The sequence below is a fragment of the Deltaproteobacteria bacterium GWC2_55_46 genome (genome assembly GCA_001595385.3).
Lineage (GTDB): Bacteria > Desulfobacterota > GWC2-55-46 > GWC2-55-46 > GWC2-55-46 > UBA5799.
In genome coordinates this window covers 1,478,494-1,495,122 of record LVEI03000001.1, presented here as the reverse complement: position 1 = coordinate 1,495,122, position 16,629 = coordinate 1,478,494, and the positions used below count along the sequence as shown (strand labels likewise).

At 56.1% G+C, this 16,629-nt stretch carries 14 protein-coding genes; 4 read left to right on the top strand and 10 right to left on the bottom strand.

Annotated elements, in window-relative coordinates; all coding sequences use genetic code 11:
- Nucleotides 1-59 precede the first annotated feature (59 nt).
- Nucleotides 60-1,355, top strand: coding sequence for a sodium:proton antiporter (locus A2V21_307035; GenBank protein ID OIJ74038.1), 1,296 nt, complete (start codon nucleotides 60-62; stop codon nucleotides 1,353-1,355).
- Between the two features lie 145 nt (nucleotides 1,356-1,500).
- Here the strand turns inward: A2V21_307035 and A2V21_307030 are convergent, their stop codons facing one another.
- The 5 genes from A2V21_307030 to A2V21_307010 form a co-directional block, all read right to left on the bottom strand.
- The gene (locus tag A2V21_307030; protein ID OIJ74037.1) at nucleotides 1,501-3,306 is read right to left on the bottom strand and encodes a GTP-binding protein TypA; all 1,806 of its coding nucleotides are present in this window, start codon (nucleotides 3,304-3,306) and stop codon (nucleotides 1,501-1,503) included.
- A gap of 153 nt (nucleotides 3,307-3,459) precedes the next feature.
- Complete coding sequence (locus A2V21_307025) at nucleotides 3,460-3,906, bottom strand: hypothetical protein (protein OIJ74036.1); 447 nt, start codon at nucleotides 3,904-3,906, stop codon at nucleotides 3,460-3,462.
- A 171-nt stretch (nucleotides 3,907-4,077) separates the two neighbouring features.
- A complete protein-coding gene (locus tag A2V21_307020; protein ID OIJ74035.1) occupies nucleotides 4,078-4,281 on the bottom strand; it encodes a rhodanese in 204 nt (67 codons plus the stop codon).
- 23 nt (nucleotides 4,282-4,304) lie between these two features.
- Nucleotides 4,305-4,634 (bottom strand): hypothetical protein, encoded by a 330-nt coding sequence (locus A2V21_307015; GenBank protein OIJ74034.1) that lies wholly within the window; start codon nucleotides 4,632-4,634, stop codon nucleotides 4,305-4,307.
- Between the two features lie 121 nt (nucleotides 4,635-4,755).
- Nucleotides 4,756-5,598 carry an exonuclease gene (locus tag A2V21_307010; GenBank protein OIJ74033.1) on the bottom strand — a complete coding sequence of 281 codons (843 nt, stop codon included), beginning with the start codon at nucleotides 5,596-5,598 and terminating at the stop codon, nucleotides 4,756-4,758.
- 82 nt (nucleotides 5,599-5,680) lie between these two features.
- Between A2V21_307010 and A2V21_307005 the strand changes: the two genes are divergently transcribed.
- A complete protein-coding gene (locus A2V21_307005) occupies nucleotides 5,681-6,559 on the top strand; it encodes a hypothetical protein (protein OIJ74032.1) in 879 nt (292 codons plus the stop codon).
- Here the strand turns inward: A2V21_307005 and A2V21_307000 are convergent.
- The 3 genes from A2V21_307000 to A2V21_306990 are packed head-to-tail and all read right to left on the bottom strand — an operon-like array spanning nucleotide 6,548 to nucleotide 8,608.
- Complete coding sequence (locus tag A2V21_307000; GenBank protein OIJ74031.1) at nucleotides 6,548-7,015, bottom strand: alkyl hydroperoxide reductase; 468 nt, start codon at nucleotides 7,013-7,015, stop codon at nucleotides 6,548-6,550. The genes A2V21_307005 and A2V21_307000 overlap by 12 nt on opposite strands.
- Nucleotides 7,016-7,058: 43 nt before the next feature.
- Nucleotides 7,059-7,385 carry a hypothetical protein gene (locus A2V21_306995; GenBank protein OIJ74030.1) on the bottom strand — a complete coding sequence of 109 codons (327 nt, stop codon included), beginning with the start codon at nucleotides 7,383-7,385 and terminating at the stop codon, nucleotides 7,059-7,061.
- A complete protein-coding gene (locus A2V21_306990) occupies nucleotides 7,382-8,608 on the bottom strand; it encodes a hypothetical protein (GenBank protein OIJ74029.1) in 1,227 nt (408 codons plus the stop codon). Before A2V21_306990 ends, A2V21_306995 begins: the two co-directional genes overlap by 4 nt.
- Nucleotides 8,609-8,798: 190 nt before the next feature.
- On the opposite strand from A2V21_306990, the gene A2V21_306985 reads away from it, so the two are divergent.
- Nucleotides 8,799-10,202, top strand: coding sequence for a hypothetical protein (locus A2V21_306985; GenBank protein OIJ75095.1), 1,404 nt, complete (start codon nucleotides 8,799-8,801; stop codon nucleotides 10,200-10,202).
- Nucleotides 10,203-10,235: 33 nt separating this feature from the next.
- On the top strand, nucleotides 10,236-11,285 hold the full coding sequence (locus A2V21_306980; protein ID OIJ74028.1) for a hypothetical protein: 1,050 nt from the start codon (nucleotides 10,236-10,238) through the stop codon (nucleotides 11,283-11,285).
- Nucleotides 11,286-11,422: 137 nt separating this feature from the next.
- Here A2V21_306980 and A2V21_306975 read toward each other — a convergent pair whose 3' ends face one another.
- Nucleotides 11,423-14,806, bottom strand: coding sequence for a hypothetical protein (locus A2V21_306975; GenBank protein OIJ75094.1), 3,384 nt, complete (start codon nucleotides 14,804-14,806; stop codon nucleotides 11,423-11,425).
- A gap of 114 nt (nucleotides 14,807-14,920) precedes the next feature.
- Nucleotides 14,921-16,564: a formate--tetrahydrofolate ligase gene (locus A2V21_306970; GenBank protein OIJ74027.1), complete on the bottom strand. Its 1,644-nt coding sequence runs from the start codon at nucleotides 16,562-16,564 to the stop codon at nucleotides 14,921-14,923.
- Nucleotides 16,565-16,629 lie beyond the last annotated feature (65 nt).

Here is a 16,629-nt window from a genome sequence, read left to right as displayed (position 1 = left end):
ACCTCCCCTTTTTAAGCCTTTTTTTTGTCCGGAACACGGACTCTACAGGAGGAAGCTTAATGCACGCACTTACGTCATCATGGTTGGGGTACCTGAGCCTTGGCGCTTTTGTTCTCGCGTACGTGCTCGTGATACTCGAGGAGAAGCTCCACCTGAGAAAATCAAAGCCTGTCCTGCTTATCGGCTGCCTTATGTGGGCGTTTATCGCCTTGTATGAGAGCGTGAACGGGGCCGGACACGCCGAAGAGCACGTGAAGCACATGATCGGAGAGATAGCGGAGCTCTTCTTTTTCATCCTCGTGGCGATGACATACATAAATACCCTGCAGGAGAGGATGGTCTTCGACTCGCTTAAGTCCTGGCTCATAAGGAAGGGCTTCGGCTACAGGTCGCTATTCTGGATAACCGGGGTCATCACCTTCTTCCTCTCGGCAGTTGCGGACAACCTTACGAGCGCGCTCCTCATGGCGACGGTAGTCGCAGCGGTTAGCTCCAACAGGGCCTTTATCGTGCCTGCCTTCATAAACATAATAGTGTCTGCGAACGCAGGTGGAGCGTGGAGCCCATTCGGCGATATCACTACACTCATGGTCTGGACAACCGGCCGGGTGGAGACGCTGCAATTTTCAGCTATAGTCATCCCGTCGGTGGTGAACTGGTTTGTGCCTGCCGCGATCATGTTCCCGTTCCTGCCCAAGGGCGCGCCTCAGGGCTCTAGCGAGCGCATAATGATGAAGCGGGGGGCAAAGTCGGTCATAGTCCTCGGTTTTCTGACCATAGCGACCGCCGTGAGCTTCCATCAGTTCCTGCATCTGCCGCCGTTTTTGGGCATGATGACCGGGCTGGGGCTGCTGATGTTTTTGGGGTACTACATAAAAAAGAAGGATGGTTTCAGGAACAAGGCCCAGGATATAGAGGAGAGCTTCAACATCTTCAGGAAGATAGAAAGGTCCGAGTTCGACACCCTCCTCTTCTTCTTCGGCATCATAACAGCCGTTGGCGCTCTCCAGTACATCGGCTACCTGTCCCTTCTGAGCGCCAACCTTTACGGAGTGTTCGGGCCGAGCTACGCGAATATCGCCGTAGGCGTCATCTCGGCCGTTGTCGACAACATCCCGGTCATGTACGCGGTCCTTCAGATGAACCCGGAGATGGGCCTCGACCAATGGCTCCTGGTGACCCTTACCGCTGGCACGGGAGGAAGCCTTCTTTCTATAGGCTCTGCCGCCGGGGTGGCCGTCATGGGCGTAAGAAGGGATATGTATACCTTCTTGTCTCACCTCAAGTGGACGCCCGTTATCGCGCTGGGCTATGCGGCGAGCATAGCCGCATGGTGGGTCTTTGTGAAAGTTTAGACTGAGCGGTATATTTTATCTCCGCTCCGCCGCCCGAAGAGGATATAAAAAATACGCGGCAAGTTGCGGGTTATCAGACCCTACTGAGAATAAAAAAGCCGCAGGTTTTTGCCTGCGGCTTTTCTTATTGTATGCGTTATTCGGCTCAGTCTTTCTTCCTGGGCCTTTTATTGGCTTCGAGGACCCTTTTCCTTATGCGTATGGAGGCCGGTGTGACCTCGACAAGCTCGTCCTCCCCGATGAACTCCATCGCCTGCTCAAGGGTCATCGTCCTCGGCGGGAAGAGGAACATCGCATCGTCAGAGCCGGAGGCCCTCATGTTGGTGAGTTTCTTTTCCTTTACGGCGTTCACATCGAGGTCGTTCTCCCTCGAGTTCTCGCCTATTACCATGCCCTCGTATACCGCGACGGTCTCCTTGATGAAGAGGGTGCCGCGGGGCTGGAGGTTGAAAAGAGCGTAAATGGTAGACGCCCCGGACCTGTCGGCCACCAGCGAGCCGTTAGCCCTCTTTGATATGTTGCCGTGCCAGGGCTCGTATCCGTCGAAGAGGTGGTTAAGAAGGCCCATGCCCTTGGTGTCGGTCAGGAACTGGGACCTGAAGCCTATGAGCCCCCTCGAGGGTATCCTGAACTCGAGCCTCACCCTGCCGTGGCCGTTGTTCTGCATCTTGAGCATCTTGCCCTTCCTGGTGCCGACCTGCTGCGTGACAACGCCGATGAACTCCTCGGGCACGTCAATGACCAGGTGTTCCATCGGCTCGTGCAGCTTGCCGTCTATCTGCTTTGTTATGGTCTCGGGCATCGATATGGAAAGCTCGTAGCCTTCCCTCCTCATCATCTCGATCAGGATCGCGAGCTGAAGCTCGCCCCTGCCCATCACCTTGAAGGCGTCTGCCTTCTCGAAGTCGACCCTGATAGAGACGTTGTAAAGAAGCTCCTTTTCAAGGCGCTCCCTTAAGTTCCTGGAGGTGACGTACTTGCCATCCCTGCCCGCGAAGGGCGAGGTATTGGGGGAGAAGACCATCGATATGGTCGGCTCGTCCACCGTTATCCTCGGAAGGGCCTTGGGGCTATCCGCAGATGTGATCGTATCCCCGATATTTACCCCCTCCATGCCGGCGAGAGCGACGATCTCACCGATCGAGGCCTCTGCCGCGTCCTTCCTTTCAAGCCCCTGGAACACGCAGAGGGCCGTGACCTTTGTCTTGACGGTCTTGCCGTCGGCGTGCATCATCGCGACGTTGTCCGCCGCCTTAATAGTCCCGGAGAAGATACGGCCTATGGCGAGCCTGCCGACGTAGTCGCTATAGTCGATGTTGGTCACAAGGACCTGCAAGGTAGAGAGGGGGTCGCCCTTTGGCGCGGGCACGGTCTTGACTATAAGCTCGAAAAGGGGCTTTAAGTCTGGCGAGTCGGCCTCGAGGTCCAGGGTGGCCGTCCCTTTTCTCGCGTTGGTGTAGGCGATGGGGAAGTCGAGCTGGTCTTCCGTGGCATCAAGGTCTATGAAAAGGTCGTATACCTCGTTCAAGACCTCTTTTATACGGGCGTCCGGCCTGTCTATCTTGTTTATGACAAGTATCGGCACGAGCTCAAGCTCAAGGGCCTTCTTCAAGACGAACCTGGTCTGCGGGAGCGGCCCTTCGGATGCGTCAACAAGGAGGAGGACCCCGTCTACCATCTTGAGGGTCCTTTCCACCTCTCCGCCGAAGTCGGCGTGGCCTGGGGTGTCTACTATGTTTATCTTCACACCGCCGTACTCCACGGCCGTGTTCTTGGCCATTATGGTGATTCCCCTCTCCCTCTCGAGGTCGATGCTGTCCATGACGCGCTCCTGGACCTTTTCGTTGGAGCGGAAGACGCCCGCCTGCTTGAGCATCGCGTCAACGAGGGTCGTCTTCCCGTGGTCGACGTGGGCTATGATCGCTATGTTCCTTAGATTGCTGGTCTGCATTTTTCCCGGCTCTTTTCTGGTTTTTTGGCCATACGGCCCGAATAGAATCAGATATTATACCTTAGAAGGTATTGGCGGTAAAGGAGAAAAACGGAAAGGAGGGGGTCATCGCTTTTGAAAGGGGGGAGTGGCCGCTTGAGGGGGTATAATTTTTCAGGGCTTGAAGGAGGTATGGCAGTTCACGCAGCCGTCGAGGAGCTTTTTCGTAATGGCGTTCATCTTCTGACCTTCGCGGGCTGAGCGCGCAAGGGAAGCGAGGTCGTTGTGAAATGCGACGTCAAGGCGCTCGAACTCTTTTATCCCTGAAGGGTTGCGCTTGAGCTTGACGGCCCCGTGGAGCATGGCCTCCTGTGTCTTCTCCATTGTGCCGTGGAGCAACTCTATCGCCGATAGCACCCTGTGCCGGTCATTAACGGCCACCCCTGATACGATCTCCCTGAACGCGGCGTCAAGCGCTCTCATCTCTTCTATAAGGGCGGATTCCCCGTGCCCGGCCCTGCCGTGGTCGTGCTCCGCTGAATTGGCGATGGTAGCGGCCGAAAGGATAAGGGCGGCGACAAGGGCCAGTATCCAGGTATCTCTCTTTACGACGCATCTCATGGCAATGGACCTCCTGTAAAGACGTGATGATTGTAACAGGCAAGGGCGCGTTGATATATGATTTCGGTCAGCTGTTTTTAAGGGGCCGCAGCAGGGCTGAGGAGGCGCCGGGAATGGGCAGCGTGGAGAAAATTGCTGCATAAGCAACGGCTTGTCATAAGTAAAGATATTTCAGGCTGACCCAGAGCAACTTTTTAAGCCGAGCATCTTAAGTATGCTCATCATGGGGCACCAGTTAGTGAAAAAGGACTGAAAGAGGTTTAGCCCCACGAAGGCGGTAAAGAAAAGCCAGTATTCGGAGTGGAGCCTTGAAAGCAGCAGAGACAGGAGCACGAAAATACCGGCTATAAGGCGCAGATACCTTTCAACCGACATGGCCGTTCCTCCTTTCGGCGTTCTTATCTTTTTATCTTCCTGGCGAGCTTCTCGTTCTCTTCGAGCTGTTCGAGGAGGACTGACTTCATAAGAGAGCAGGCCTCTATTATCTTGGGGTTGTTTATACGGTAGTAGATATTGACCCCGTCCCTCCTGGACACAACCACCCGGCTCTGCCTGAGCAGGGCAAGGTGCTGCGAGACGTTGGCCTTGGTGATGCCGAGCATTTCAACCAGGTCGCCCACGGAGAGCTCGCCGTCCTTGAGGGCGTTTATTATCTCCAGCCTCTTGGCGTTTGCCAGGGTCTTGCAGATCTCAGCCTGCATCTCGAAGACTTCTTTTCTGATAGCCATATTTGCATTATTGCGAAATCTTGAAACTTTGTCAAGGGGTAAAATAGCGGCATCGGGACGAGATCTCTATTTGATGCGTGGAATATAAGGAAAAAAGGAAGGGGTTTTGATCAAGATGCCGTCACGCCCCGATATGGGCGCGCGCCGTCCTTATCCTCTCTATGGTGTCAAGGTCGGGCTTGAACGGCAGGTCCATCGGAGGCGAGGGCAGCTCTATCCGGTACGCTTCCTCAAAGGGGGTGGCCGATGTCTTGAGGTTATGCGCGGTGATCATCAGTGGCTCGAGGTTTACGACGTCCTGTATGTTATAGGCCATCAGCGTTTCGAGCGCCCTCGGGTTCTTGTTCCTCCTGAAGTCCTTCCAGAGGAGCACCGCGAAGTATCCGTCGACGCCGTCGAGGCCGCCCCTTTCAATGCCGATGAGCTTCTCGCAGCCCTTGAGGCCGCCCTTGAAGCCCAGGTCCCGCAACGTATACCTCAGGTCGATGTGCGCGTGCGGAAGCCTTATCCCCATGTGGCTTTCGATGAAGGGTATGTCAAAGCACTTGCCGTTGTAGGTGACAAGCACCTTGTAGTCGAATATGTCCTCCTTGAAGTCGTCGAGGTTCTCGCCCTTTATATAATAGCGCACCTTCTTGCCGTCATAGAGAGATATGGCCGTTATATACCCGTAGGGGCCGACGTAGCCGTTTGTCTCGATATCGATATAGGCGACCTCATTCCTGAACTCCGAAAAAAGGCGCCAGGACTCTTTTGCCGGAAGGAGCCTGCCAAAGTAGGCGGTATCGCCGTCGGATAGCCTCTGGCGGGACTCGTCGACAATGGCCTTGAAGACACCCTCAGCCGTCCTCTTGAACTTGAATGAGCCGAGAGGGCAGTCCCAGGTAATGACCCCTTTGTCCCAGAGCTTCCGTTCGGTCTTGAGGCCGACGCCGGGGATATGGCAGAAGGTATGCTTGAGCATTTCCGCTATTCTAACACGGATAAGGATAAAGGAAAACGTGGAAATACGATGGAATAGGGATATATTTGAATGAGGAGGCGTTATGATAATACTCGCGCACGGCGGCGCTGGCCTTAAAAGGCCGTCAAAGTCGGCCTTGAAGGCCATAGGGCGCTCGCTTGAGGCTGGCTACTCCGTCCTCAAAAGGGGCGCAAGCGCCGTTGACGCGGTCACCGAGACGATAGCCTTCATGGAAGACTCAGCCCTTTTTAACGCTGGCGAGGGAGGCAATCTCCAGCTTGACGGCATCAGGCGGCTCGACAGTTCGCTTATGGAAGGGAGGCTACTCAAGGCCGGGGCCGTAATCGGCCTTGAGGGATACAGGAACCCGGTAAGGGTGGCAAGGGCGGCGATGGAGCTCCCCAATAATGTCTTCACAAACGTCGGGGCGGCAAAACTGGCGAAAAAAGAGAGGGTCGCGAGGCTGGCTCCGCCTGGAGAGGAAGCGCTTAAGCGCCTTAAAAAAGCAGAGAGCGGCAATATTACGGCCGGGCTTTATAAAGTCTACTTTGGGACGGTGGGGGCTGTAGCTATAGACGGCGAGGGCAACCTCGCGGCAGGCTCATCGACCGGAGGGGTCTTTGCCATGCTCCCGGGCAGGGTCGGGGATACGCCCATAATCGGGGCGGGGGTATACGCCGATAATACCCTTGGAGCTGTTACCTGTACCGGCAAAGGGGAGTATATCCTGAGGCTATGCCTCGCCAAGGAGGCGTGCATGCGCATGGAGCGGCGAAGCGCCAAAAAGGCGGTTGAGGCCGCCCTTAAGCGGCTGCGTAGAATCGGAGGCGAGGCAGGGCTATTGGCCCTCGATAGAAGAGGGCGCTATGCGATAGCCCATACCACACGCTACATGCCAGCGGGGATAGCCGACAAAAACGGGGTCCGTGTGAGCGAAAAAGCGCCAGCCCTACCCCTTTAAGGCCCCCAAGACCTCGTCCACATGTCCTTGTACCTTCACCTTCCGCCATGCCTTTAACAGAACGCCTTTCTCGTCTATGAGGAAGGTAGAGCGTATTATCCCAAAGGTCTTTTTGCCGTACATCGTCTTTTCGCCCCACGCGCCATAAGCGGAGGCTACTGTCTTTTCCCCGTCTGAAAGGAGCGGGTAGCTTAAGTCAAGCTTCTCACGGAATTTCTTGTGCGACTCGACTGAATCAGGGCTTATCCCCAAGACTGCCGCGTTCCCTTTGAGCCTTCTCATGTTGTCTCTGAAATCACAAGCCTCGCGGGTACATCCCGGGGTATTGTCCTTGGGGTAAAAGTACAGGACGAGCTTTCTGCCACGGAGCTCTTTTAAAGAGAACTTCGTCTCCGCTCCGTCCTCGTCTATGCCCGGGAGGGTAAAGTCAGGGGCTTTAAGGCCTTCGGTCAACATAGAATATCTCCTTTCCATTAAAAACATTCAGTATATCAGAATATCATCCAGCCATCATGTAGACCATCTCGGATTCTTCGCTTACATCGATGATGGCGTGCTCCTCGCCGGGTTCGACTACGAGAAGATGGCCGCGCTTGAGTCGCACGGGTGTATCCTCGACGCTAAAGGTTATCAGTCCCCGGACGCAGTAGAATATCTCAGTGGTTTCAGGATGGGAATGCATCGATGCCACGGAGCCGGGCTTCAGGACTATATGGCTTATGTGACGCAGGCAAGAGACCCCCTCTGGCAGCAAGAGCCTTTTATGAAGCTCAGGGTTGTGAGAGACGGGCCTTACCGGGGCGCCTTCAAGGGTGTAGTGCTTCAATCGACTACCTGTGCGGGGATGGTGGAAGAGATGGTAGAGCCGTTGCCGAGCTGGCCGTTTGAGTTGTCGCCCCAGCAAAGGACGCTGCTGTTGGAGAGCCTCGCGCAGGAATGGAAGAGGCCAGCCGCGGCCTCTTCCGCCGATGTTATGCCGACCGCCTCCACAGGGACTATGGTCGAGGTGGAAGTAGCCCCTGCCCCTGGCGGGACAAAGCCGATGACGTTGCCGTTGCCGAGCTGGCCGTTCGCGTTCTCGCCCCAGCAGACCGTCTTGCCGCTTGAAAGCACCGCGCAGGAATGGGCAAGCCCGGCTGCCACTGCCGTCGCGCTCGACACCCCGGTCACGGTAAGGGGTGTCCTGGAGTTGGTGTCGTTTATAACCGGGATGAGCGAGATGATCGTCCAGAAGGAACCTAGCTGGCCTGAGCTATTGTCCCCCCAGCACCGAACGGCGCCGGAATTTATGACGGCGCAGGTGTGGTTCGTGCCCGCGCTTATGGAGGTCGTGTTGGCAAGCCCGGTTACGGCTACCGGGATGTTGGAGGCCGCGCCGGTGATAGTATCCTCGTTGCCGAGCTGATCGACAGAGCTCGACCCCCAGCACACGGCCGTGCTGTCGGCCAAAAGGGCGCAGGTGTGAGAGCCGCCCGCCGATACAGCTGTGGCGGTATTTATGCCGGAGACCGTGACAGGCAGGCTTGAGTTGGCATTCGAGCCGTTGCCGAGGGTCCCGAATACGTTCCTGCCCCAGCATTTTACCGTGCCGTCAGAGAGTACCGCGCAGGTGTGAGAGCCGCCTGCCGAGATGGAGGTCGCGCCCGTGAGGCCGGTGACAGTTACGGGGGTAGCCGACCTGGCTGTTGTGCCGTCTCCGAGCTGGCCGTTTGAGTTTTCCCCCCAGCACTTGACGGTGCCGTCGGCAAGGAGGGCGCAGGTGTGAGAGCCGCCCGCGGATATCCGCGAGGCGGTCAGGATGCCTGATACAGCGACAGGGTTGAGAGAGCCTATCTCAGAGCCGTCTCCGAGCTGGCCGCTTGAGTTCTCGCCCCAGCACTCGACGGTCCCGTCTACGCGGGCGCAAGTGTGGAAGTCTCCGGCGGATATCTCCAACGCCTGGAGAAAGGCCGACCTCGAGGCGCCGTCCGTTACGGCGTCCCCGCATCCGGAAAGGAGCGGCAGGAGCATAACAAATGTGAGCAGGAGTCTTGCCATTTTGTGCCCCATGAGACCCTGTTTTATCAAATAATCATTATTCCTTAAAAAGGGGGGTTGTCAAGGCGTCGGCGCCCTCTGCTTCTATTGACACCCCTCGATATTTTCTGTTATTTTAAGGGTTGGTATTGAAGCCCCGGCGGACCCACGGGACTTCGACTGTAAGGGAAAGAGCCGTGATGATTCTCTCGCGACCATGTCCATGAGCAAAGGCAGGATCCTCATAGTAGACGATGACGCGTTCTTCAGGGTCCTCTGCTCCGATATCTTGACGGGCGGAGGGTTTTTTGTGAAGGCCGCATCTACCGGAGCCGAGGCCCTCGACATCATCGAGACAAACGCCTTCGATATCGTCGTAACCGATCTCGTTATGCCGGACATGAACGGCATCGAGGTGCTGGAAAGGGTAAAGCAGCACAATGCCCTCATCGACGTCATCGTCGTCACGGGCCACGGCTCGATAGAATCGGCCATCACCGCCCTCAAAAGCGGCGCCTTCGACTACATCATGAAGCCGCTCAACGAAGACGAGCTGCTCCATACGGTGGCAAGCTGCCTTGAAAAACGCAAGCTCCTTGAAGAGAACCAGGAGATGCGCCAGTCTCTCAGGCTCTTTGAAGTAAGCCGGGCCATAACGACCACCCTCGACATATCGAAGCTGTACAATATGACATTGGACGCGCTCCTGCAGACCGTGCCAGGAGAATCGGGCCTGGCTGCCGCTTATGAGGAAGACCACAAGACCCTTTCAATGAAAGGGCTGAGGCACATAAGCCCTGCCGACGCCGAGCGCGTGCTTGAGGTCTTTAAGTCCAGATTTGAAAAGGACCTGAAGGGGCTGCCGAGCATCAGTATCGTTGCGAAGCCGGAGCTCACAGGCGCGGAAAAGAATTTACTCAAGGACTGCAACTCCTTCCTCGTGGCCCCTATCATGAAGGGGAATGCTACCGCTGGGTACTTCATCATCCTATCGAGCGCCGGCAAGAACGAGTTCGCGCTGAGGGACGTAAAGAACGCCTCTTTCATAGCCGAGCACGCGTCCGGGGCCTTTGAAAACGCCGAGAAGTACGCCGAGGCGAAGGAGATGGCCTTCATCGACAGCCTCACCAACCTGTACAACGCCAAGTACCTTGAGCTTGTCCTCGACAAGGAGATAAAGAGGGCGGACAGGCTCATGATGCCCGTTACCGTCCTCTTCCTCGACCTCGATAACTTCAAGCAGATAAACGACTGCAACGACCACCTCATAGGATCGAAGGTGCTCATCGAGATCGGCAATATCCTCCTTAAGTGCGTCAGGGAGGTCGATTCGGTCATAAGGTACGGCGGTGACGAGTTCGTCATCATCCTGGTGGACGCCGATTACAACGTTGCCATGAGGGTAGCCGAAAGGACGAGGGCGGCGATAGAAAAGCACGAGTTCATGAAGGAGGAAGGCCTCGTTCTGAGGATAACCGCCTCTATAGGTGTTGCCACCTATCCCACCCACACCAGGGACAAAAAAGAGCTCTTAAAGACAGCAGACAAGGCCATGTACAGGGCCAAGGACCTTTCAAGGAATACCGTCTTTTTGGCGCCCCTGCCCGGGGCTGTGTCTTCGAAGTAAAAGAGGGCATCCCGCCAGGCATCGGAAGAAGCGATGGATAATGAAAGATTGAACAACGTTATAAAGGTAATATTGGCCTCTTTATTCCAGATGAGGGCCAGGCTTACGAAGAAGGCTTTTTACTGCAAGGCGCTTACGGGGCAGTCTTATTATAATATCGTCATCAACTCGGACATGACGGTCTCCTGCAATTGCCAGGACTATGACGGCTCAGGCCATCTCGGAGACCTCTTGGCCAATAGCCTGCAGGAGATCTTTCGCGGCCCTGTCGCCAGGGGTTTCAGAAAAAAACTGGCGGAAGGGAAGTTGCCGATCCTGACATGTACAAGGTGCGGCGATCTGCAGCCGGTGGATAAAGCGGATGCGCGCCACTTTGAAGAACATTACAGCGTGCCTGAAAAAGGCATAATGGTCGAGAATACCGTCTCGTGCAATCTTGACTGTACGGGCTGTTCAAGAAAGACCCTGCTGAAGATAAGGAGGCAGAGAGACCTTACCGTCGAGAATATCAGAAAGATCTCTTCTGCGATCAGTGAAAACCGGATAGAAAACCTTTATTATTTCAACCTGGGCGAGCCGTTCCTCCACCCGGATATAATAGACGAGCTTACGTTGCTCCGTAACGGCAATCCGGACCTCAAGATAACTACCTCTACCAACGGCAGCCTTCTCGATACCGATAGAAAGCGCGAGGCCGCGCTGCTGCTCGACCATATATACTTCTCAGTCGATGGCATCAGTGATGAAACAGTCCGGAGATACCAGAGGCAGGGGAGCTTTAGAAAAGCCTATGACAATATGAAGGCCCTGGTCGAGTACAGGGATTCAAGGGGCTTGAGAAAGCCGCTGATAGAATGGAAGTATGTCCTGTTCAATTGGAATGACAGAAAGGATATGATACTTAAGGCTATCGACATGGCCGGGGCCGCGGGGGTTGATACCATCTCATTCTGGCCCACTAAATCACCGGTCTACGGGATCTCCTGGAGGTATTATTTCGGGGGTTTTTTCAAATCAATTGGGGTCGGCAATTGGAAGGGCAGGGAGGTAAACTGCCCTGAACGGCATTTACGTTCACAGTGACGTCGGATCAGCTGCGCGATATCAAATGGAAGCGAAGGATATTCCTGGTCCCCCTCTTTCCTAAAGAGGGGTCAGGGGAGATTATCTTTGAAGGGTTTATAATCCCCCTTAGTCCCCCTTTAGAAAAGGGGGAGATTTCAGTAAGCCCCCACCCTCTCCGCTGCCATCGCCTTTATCTTCTTCAAATCAACCTTTCCTGCGGCGGTCTGCGGAAGCTCTTCGATAAAATAAAAGTTCTCCCTCTTCGGTATCCAGAGCCTTGGCAGGTCTGTGGCGGCAAGCCTGGCCCAGACATCCTGCGCGGAAAGACCCTTTTTGGTATAGAAGGCAACGAGCCTCTCGCCCCGGCCCGGGTCCTCGACAGCCGTAACGGCGCACTCGGCCCCCAATGCCGTTGACATGGCCTCTTCGACCTTTATGTGCGGCACCATCTCGCCGCCAATCTTACTGAACCTCGCCATCCTGTCGAGTATGGTTATGAAGCCGTCCTCGGCGATCGATGCTATGTCCCCGGTAACGTACCAGCCGTCCCTTATGACGCGCGAGGTGGCCTCCGGGTCGTCCAGGTACCCGAGCATCAGGTTCGGCCCCTTGACGTAGAGCATCCCTTCATGGCCGGGCGGCAGTGTCTCGCCCGTGGCGGGGTCGACTACCTTTGCCGATACACCCGGTATGGGGTGCCCAACGCTCCCCGGCTTTCTTCCCTGCTGCCTTATCCCCCTGTCCTCGACATCGGGTATGTTCACGGATATGACAGGGGACATCTCTGTGCAGCCGTAACCCTCAAGGAGGTCTACCTTGAACCTGGCCTTGAACTCCTGCGCCACCTGCGCCTTTAGCTTCTCCGCGCCTGCTATCGCGTACCTGAGTGTCGCGAAGTCGCCGGGCTCGCACTTCTTTATGTAAGCGGCAAAGAAGGTCGGGGCGCCCATTATCATGGTGGCCCTGTATTGTCTAGCGAGCTGCCCTATCGAACGGGCGTCCATCGGGTTCGGGTGGTATACGACGCGGAAGCCGGAGATGAGCGGGAACCAGATGGAGACGGTAAAGCCGAAAGAATGGAAGAACGGGATCGCGCCAAGGATGGTGTCCTTGCCGGAGTACTCCAATACCTGCTGGAAGCCTTCTATGTTGGATATGATGTTGTGGTGCGTGAGCTGTACCCCTTTTGGGACCCCGGTCGTGCCGCTCGTGAAAACGACGGTCGCCAGAGAGTCGGGGTCGCGCTTGCCCTTGCAAAAAAGAAGAGCGATAAGGCGCGCGGGCAGTATGGCGGCGGAGATAAAGCCGAGGAGCTTTTCGGCCCCGGAAATACCGGTGACTATGTCTTCGAGAAAGACCATCCGGCTGTCCTTTTCAATCCCGGCCTTCTCAATAAAGCCCCTTGAGGTGATTATTTCTTTTGCCCCGCACTGCTTGAGGGCGATTGCCATGGCCTCCTTGCCAGCGGTGAAGTTGAGGTTTACCGGGACCTTCCCTGCCATGAGTAGAGAGATATTGGCGAGAGCGCCGGCAACCGACGAGGGCAGCAGAAGGCCGACCATCTCTCCCGTTGAGTTTCTTGTTATCCATTTTGAGAGGACTATTCCGCTTGCGAGGGCCGCCCCCCAGGTGATTTTTTTCCCGGTCGAGTCGGCCATGCAGAAGGAGAAAAAGCGCCTTCTCGCGCCCCTTATGAAACGAATGTGCAGGAGGTCGTCCGGCGCGCGCCTGTGGTCGTGGGCGGCGCTCCCGAGCTCTGTCACGGCCTGGCGCACCTCTTCGGCATTCGCGCCCCTGAGCGGCTTTCCGAATGAGACGGTAACAGGGTGGGGGAAGTGGTGCGGGAGCTTCCAGAAGAACTTACGCCCCTTGAAGCTGAAGATAGAGCCCCAGACACGGTCGAGGTGCACAGGTATTATGGGCACGTCCAGTCCGGCGGCTATCCTTTCAAAGCCCTTCTTGAATGGCAGGAGGTTCCCTGTGCGGGTTATCGCGCCCTCGGCGAATATGCATACCATGTGGCCGGCGGTAAGCTCCTCCCTCGCCCTCGCAATCGACCTCAAGACCTCTTTTTTGTTGCCGTCGGCTATCGGGACCGCCTTCATGAGGCGCAATATCCAGTTGATGAGCCTTATATTGTAGAAGTACTCGTATATGAGAAAGCGGATGAACCTCTGCACGCACGCGCCCACAAGGAAGGCGTCGACAAAGGACATGTGGTTCGAGACAAGGAGAGCCGGGCCCTTTATCGGGACGTTCTCCTGGCCGACTATCTTTATTTTGTAAAGCGTATGGGTGAGCATCCACATGACGAAGCGGATGAGGAAGTCCGGCAGGGCCTTCAATACGAATACCGTTGAGACGAGGGTCACGAAACCGAAGACCAGTATTATCCTGTCCGGGGAAACACCGAGGGAGCCGCTCATGAACCAGAGCACCACCGAGGCAAGGAGGATGCCGCACGTGTTGAAGAAGTTGTTGGTAGCGATAACGCGCCCTTTTTCATCGGCGCCGCTCCTTTGCTGAAGGAGGGCGTTTAGAGGCACGATAAAGAGGCCGCCGGAGAAGCCGAGCATGAGCATGGCGGCCCCTGTCCTCGGATATGAATCTGTGGAAACGGCCAGGAGCAGCGAAAACAGGCCCATGCCGATAGAGCCAAGTGGGACCAATCCCGGCTCTACCTTGTCCCCCGAGAGCCTGCCTGCGGTCAAGCTCCCCAGGCCTATGCCGACCGCGAGAAATACTATGAGTATCCCGACCCAGAAGTCGTCGAGCCCCATTACCTCCTTGCCGAGAAGGAGGATATCCATCTGAAGCAGAGCTCCGATGAACCAGAAGTAGCTTATGCCGCCGACCGTAAAGAGGAGGAGCCTTTTTTTAACGAGGCTTTTGAAGCCCTGCCCTATCTCGCCGAAGGGGTTCAGGCGGAACTTCTTTCTGGCGCCTGAATCAGGCACTACGGGTATGCCGAAGCTCAGGAACATGCCCACAAGAGAGATGACCACAAGGAAAACGCCGACTATCGGAAGGCTTTCGCTCCATACCGAGTACATGATGGTGCCTATGGAGGTGCCGAGTATGATGGCGAGGAAGGTGGACATCTCAAGCAGCCCGTTGGCGCGCGAAAGCTCCTTGTCGGGGAGCATCTCCGGGACTATGCCGTACTTGGCTGGGCCGAAGAAGGTGGAATGGAGGGCCATGAGGAAGAGGGTCCCGAGCATGAACTCGACCTTTCCGGACCAGAAGGCGAAAAGGCCGACAACGACCGCGAATATTTCAAAGCCCTTTGCCGCTATAAGGACCGTCCTCTTGTTGAAGACGTCGGCTGCATGGCCGGCATAGCCGGAGAAGAAGAAAAACGGGAGGATGAAGACCGCGCCAACCATCGATATGTAGGCCCCTCCGGAGCCTGCGGAGATGTTGACCGCTATCATAGAGAGGACTATCTTGAAGGCGTTGTCGTTGAAGGCCCCAAGGAACTGTGTCCACAGAAATGACTGGAAACCACCAGATTTGAGAAGGTCTTTATATCTGCCTATTGGCATTTTAATATCTTTCCTCTTTAGCGGCCATTAGCTCGATTATTATACATCATGGTAATCCTGCAGCGGAGCAAGTTTCACAAAATGCTCAAAATGGCTGGGGTGTGGTCCTTACCGGATCCCGGTTATCCTTCCGGAGGCGTCGATGTCTATCTCCTCGGCGAGGGGGTGCTCCGGCATGCCCGGCATCAGGAGCACGTTGCCGCAGACAGCCACAACGTAACCGGCGCCTGTGGCCGGGCGCACCTCTCGTACATTGATGTTAAAGCCATTTGGACGGCCCAGGAGCGCCGGGTCGTCTGAAAGGGATTTAGGGGTCTTGGCTATGCATACGGGCAGGGCTGAAAGGCCGAGCCTTTCGATCCTTTCAAGGTCTGCCCTGGCCTCTGCCGAGAAGACGGCCCCTTCGGCGCCGTAGATCGACCTCGCTATCGTTGAGACCTTCTCTTCAATGGGTAGATCAAGGGGATAAAGGAAGTTGAAGTCATTTTCTTCCGAGCAGGCCTTGACAACGGCCTCGGCAGCCTCAATGCCGCCCGGGGCGCCCAAATCCCTTGCGTCCACCGCCACAGCCATGCAGCCGAGCCTCCGGATATTTGAGAGCGTCTCGTCTATCTCTTCGTCTGTGTCGTCTTTATACCTGTTGAGCGCGACTATCGCCGATAGACCGAAGGCGGCGACGTTTTCGATGTGCTTGCGGAGGTTGTCGATACCCTTTAGCGCCGCCTTCATATTTTTTGCCCGGTAATCGCTCGCCCCGCCGTGCAGGCGCAGAGCGCCAAGTGTTGCGACTATAACAGCCGCGGCAGGACGTAAGCCACCGGCCCTGCAGACGATGTCAAAGAACTTCTCCGCGCCAAGCTCTGTTGAGAACCCGGCCTCGGTGATGACGTACTCGCCGAGCTTAAGCGCCATCTTTGCGGATAAGAGGCTGCTGCATCCGATAGATATGTTCCCGAATGGGCCCGTGTGTATGAAGACAGGCGCGCCGCGGATTGATTGGGCGAGGTTCGGGTTGAGGGCGTCTTTAAGAAGGGCGGCGGTAGCGCCGCTGGCCTTCAGGTCCCGTACCGTTATCGCGGATCCGTCTTTTCCGAGCGCGACAATAGTCCTTGAGACGCGCTCCTTGAGGTCAGCCAGATCTGCGCTGAGAGACAAAATCGCCATCAGCTCGGACGCGGCTGATATGTGAAACTCCTCTTCTCTTTCTCCCGCCGCTTTGCCCAGGCCTATCCTTACCTTGCGTAGTGACCTGTCGTTAATCGGGGAGACCCTCTTCCAGAGGACTTTTTCCATATTAAGGCTGTTGCCGTGGTAGATGTGGTTGTCGATCAAGGACGAGACGAGGTTGTGAGATGTTGAGACCGCGTAATCGTCCCCGGTAAAGTGAAGGGCTATCTCCTCGGCTGGTTCTACTCTGGAAGAGCCGGAGCCCGTGGCCCCGCCCTTTGCGCCGAGGAGCGGCCCGATGGACGGCTGGCGTATGCAGGCAAAGGCTTTTTTTCCAAGCGACCTTAAGGCCTGCGTGAGCCCTATGGTAAGAGTGGTCTTGCCCTCGCCAGCGGGCGTCGGGCTCATGGCGGTCACGATGATGAGCCGTCCGTCCGGCTTGTCTTTTAGCTCGTGAAGGAGGGACGCGCGTACCTTTGCGAAATGCGCCCCGTATGGAATAAGGCTCTCGCCAGGTATCCCGGCCTCAAAGGCTATCTCTGTAATGGGCCTCATGGCGCGCGAGTTTTTTCCGCTCTTTTTCATACGATTAGGGTTAGCACAGGGGGAAGGGAAGGTCAAGGGGGGAGGCAGAAAGACGCGAGCTATAC

Bases quoted from the DNA above. Each gene is read 5' to 3' on its own strand.
- A2V21_306970 (OIJ74027.1), bottom strand. From the start codon at position 16,564: ATGAAAAAGAGCGGAAAAAACTCGCGCGCCATGAGGCCCATTACAGAG.
- A2V21_307020 (OIJ74035.1), bottom strand. From the start codon at position 4,281: ATGTCGGTTGAAAGGTATCTGCGCCTTATAGCCGGTATTTTCGTGCTC.
- A2V21_306985 (OIJ75095.1), top strand. From the start codon at position 8,799: ATGAGCAAAGGCAGGATCCTCATAGTAGACGATGACGCGTTCTTCAGG.
- A2V21_307010 (OIJ74033.1), bottom strand. From the start codon at position 5,598: ATGCTCAAGCATACCTTCTGCCATATCCCCGGCGTCGGCCTCAAGACC.
- A2V21_307015 (OIJ74034.1), bottom strand. From the start codon at position 4,634: ATGGCTATCAGAAAAGAAGTCTTCGAGATGCAGGCTGAGATCTGCAAG.
- A2V21_307030 (OIJ74037.1), bottom strand. From the start codon at position 3,306: ATGCAGACCAGCAATCTAAGGAACATAGCGATCATAGCCCACGTCGAC.
- A2V21_306980 (OIJ74028.1), top strand. From the start codon at position 10,236: ATGGATAATGAAAGATTGAACAACGTTATAAAGGTAATATTGGCCTCT.
- A2V21_307035 (OIJ74038.1), top strand. From the start codon at position 60: ATGCACGCACTTACGTCATCATGGTTGGGGTACCTGAGCCTTGGCGCT.
- A2V21_307005 (OIJ74032.1), top strand. From the start codon at position 5,681: ATGATAATACTCGCGCACGGCGGCGCTGGCCTTAAAAGGCCGTCAAAG.
- A2V21_307000 (OIJ74031.1), bottom strand. From the start codon at position 7,015: ATGTTGACCGAAGGCCTTAAAGCCCCTGACTTTACCCTCCCGGGCATA.
- A2V21_306990 (OIJ74029.1), bottom strand. From the start codon at position 8,608: ATGGGGCACAAAATGGCAAGACTCCTGCTCACATTTGTTATGCTCCTG.
- A2V21_307025 (OIJ74036.1), bottom strand. From the start codon at position 3,906: ATGAGATGCGTCGTAAAGAGAGATACCTGGATACTGGCCCTTGTCGCC.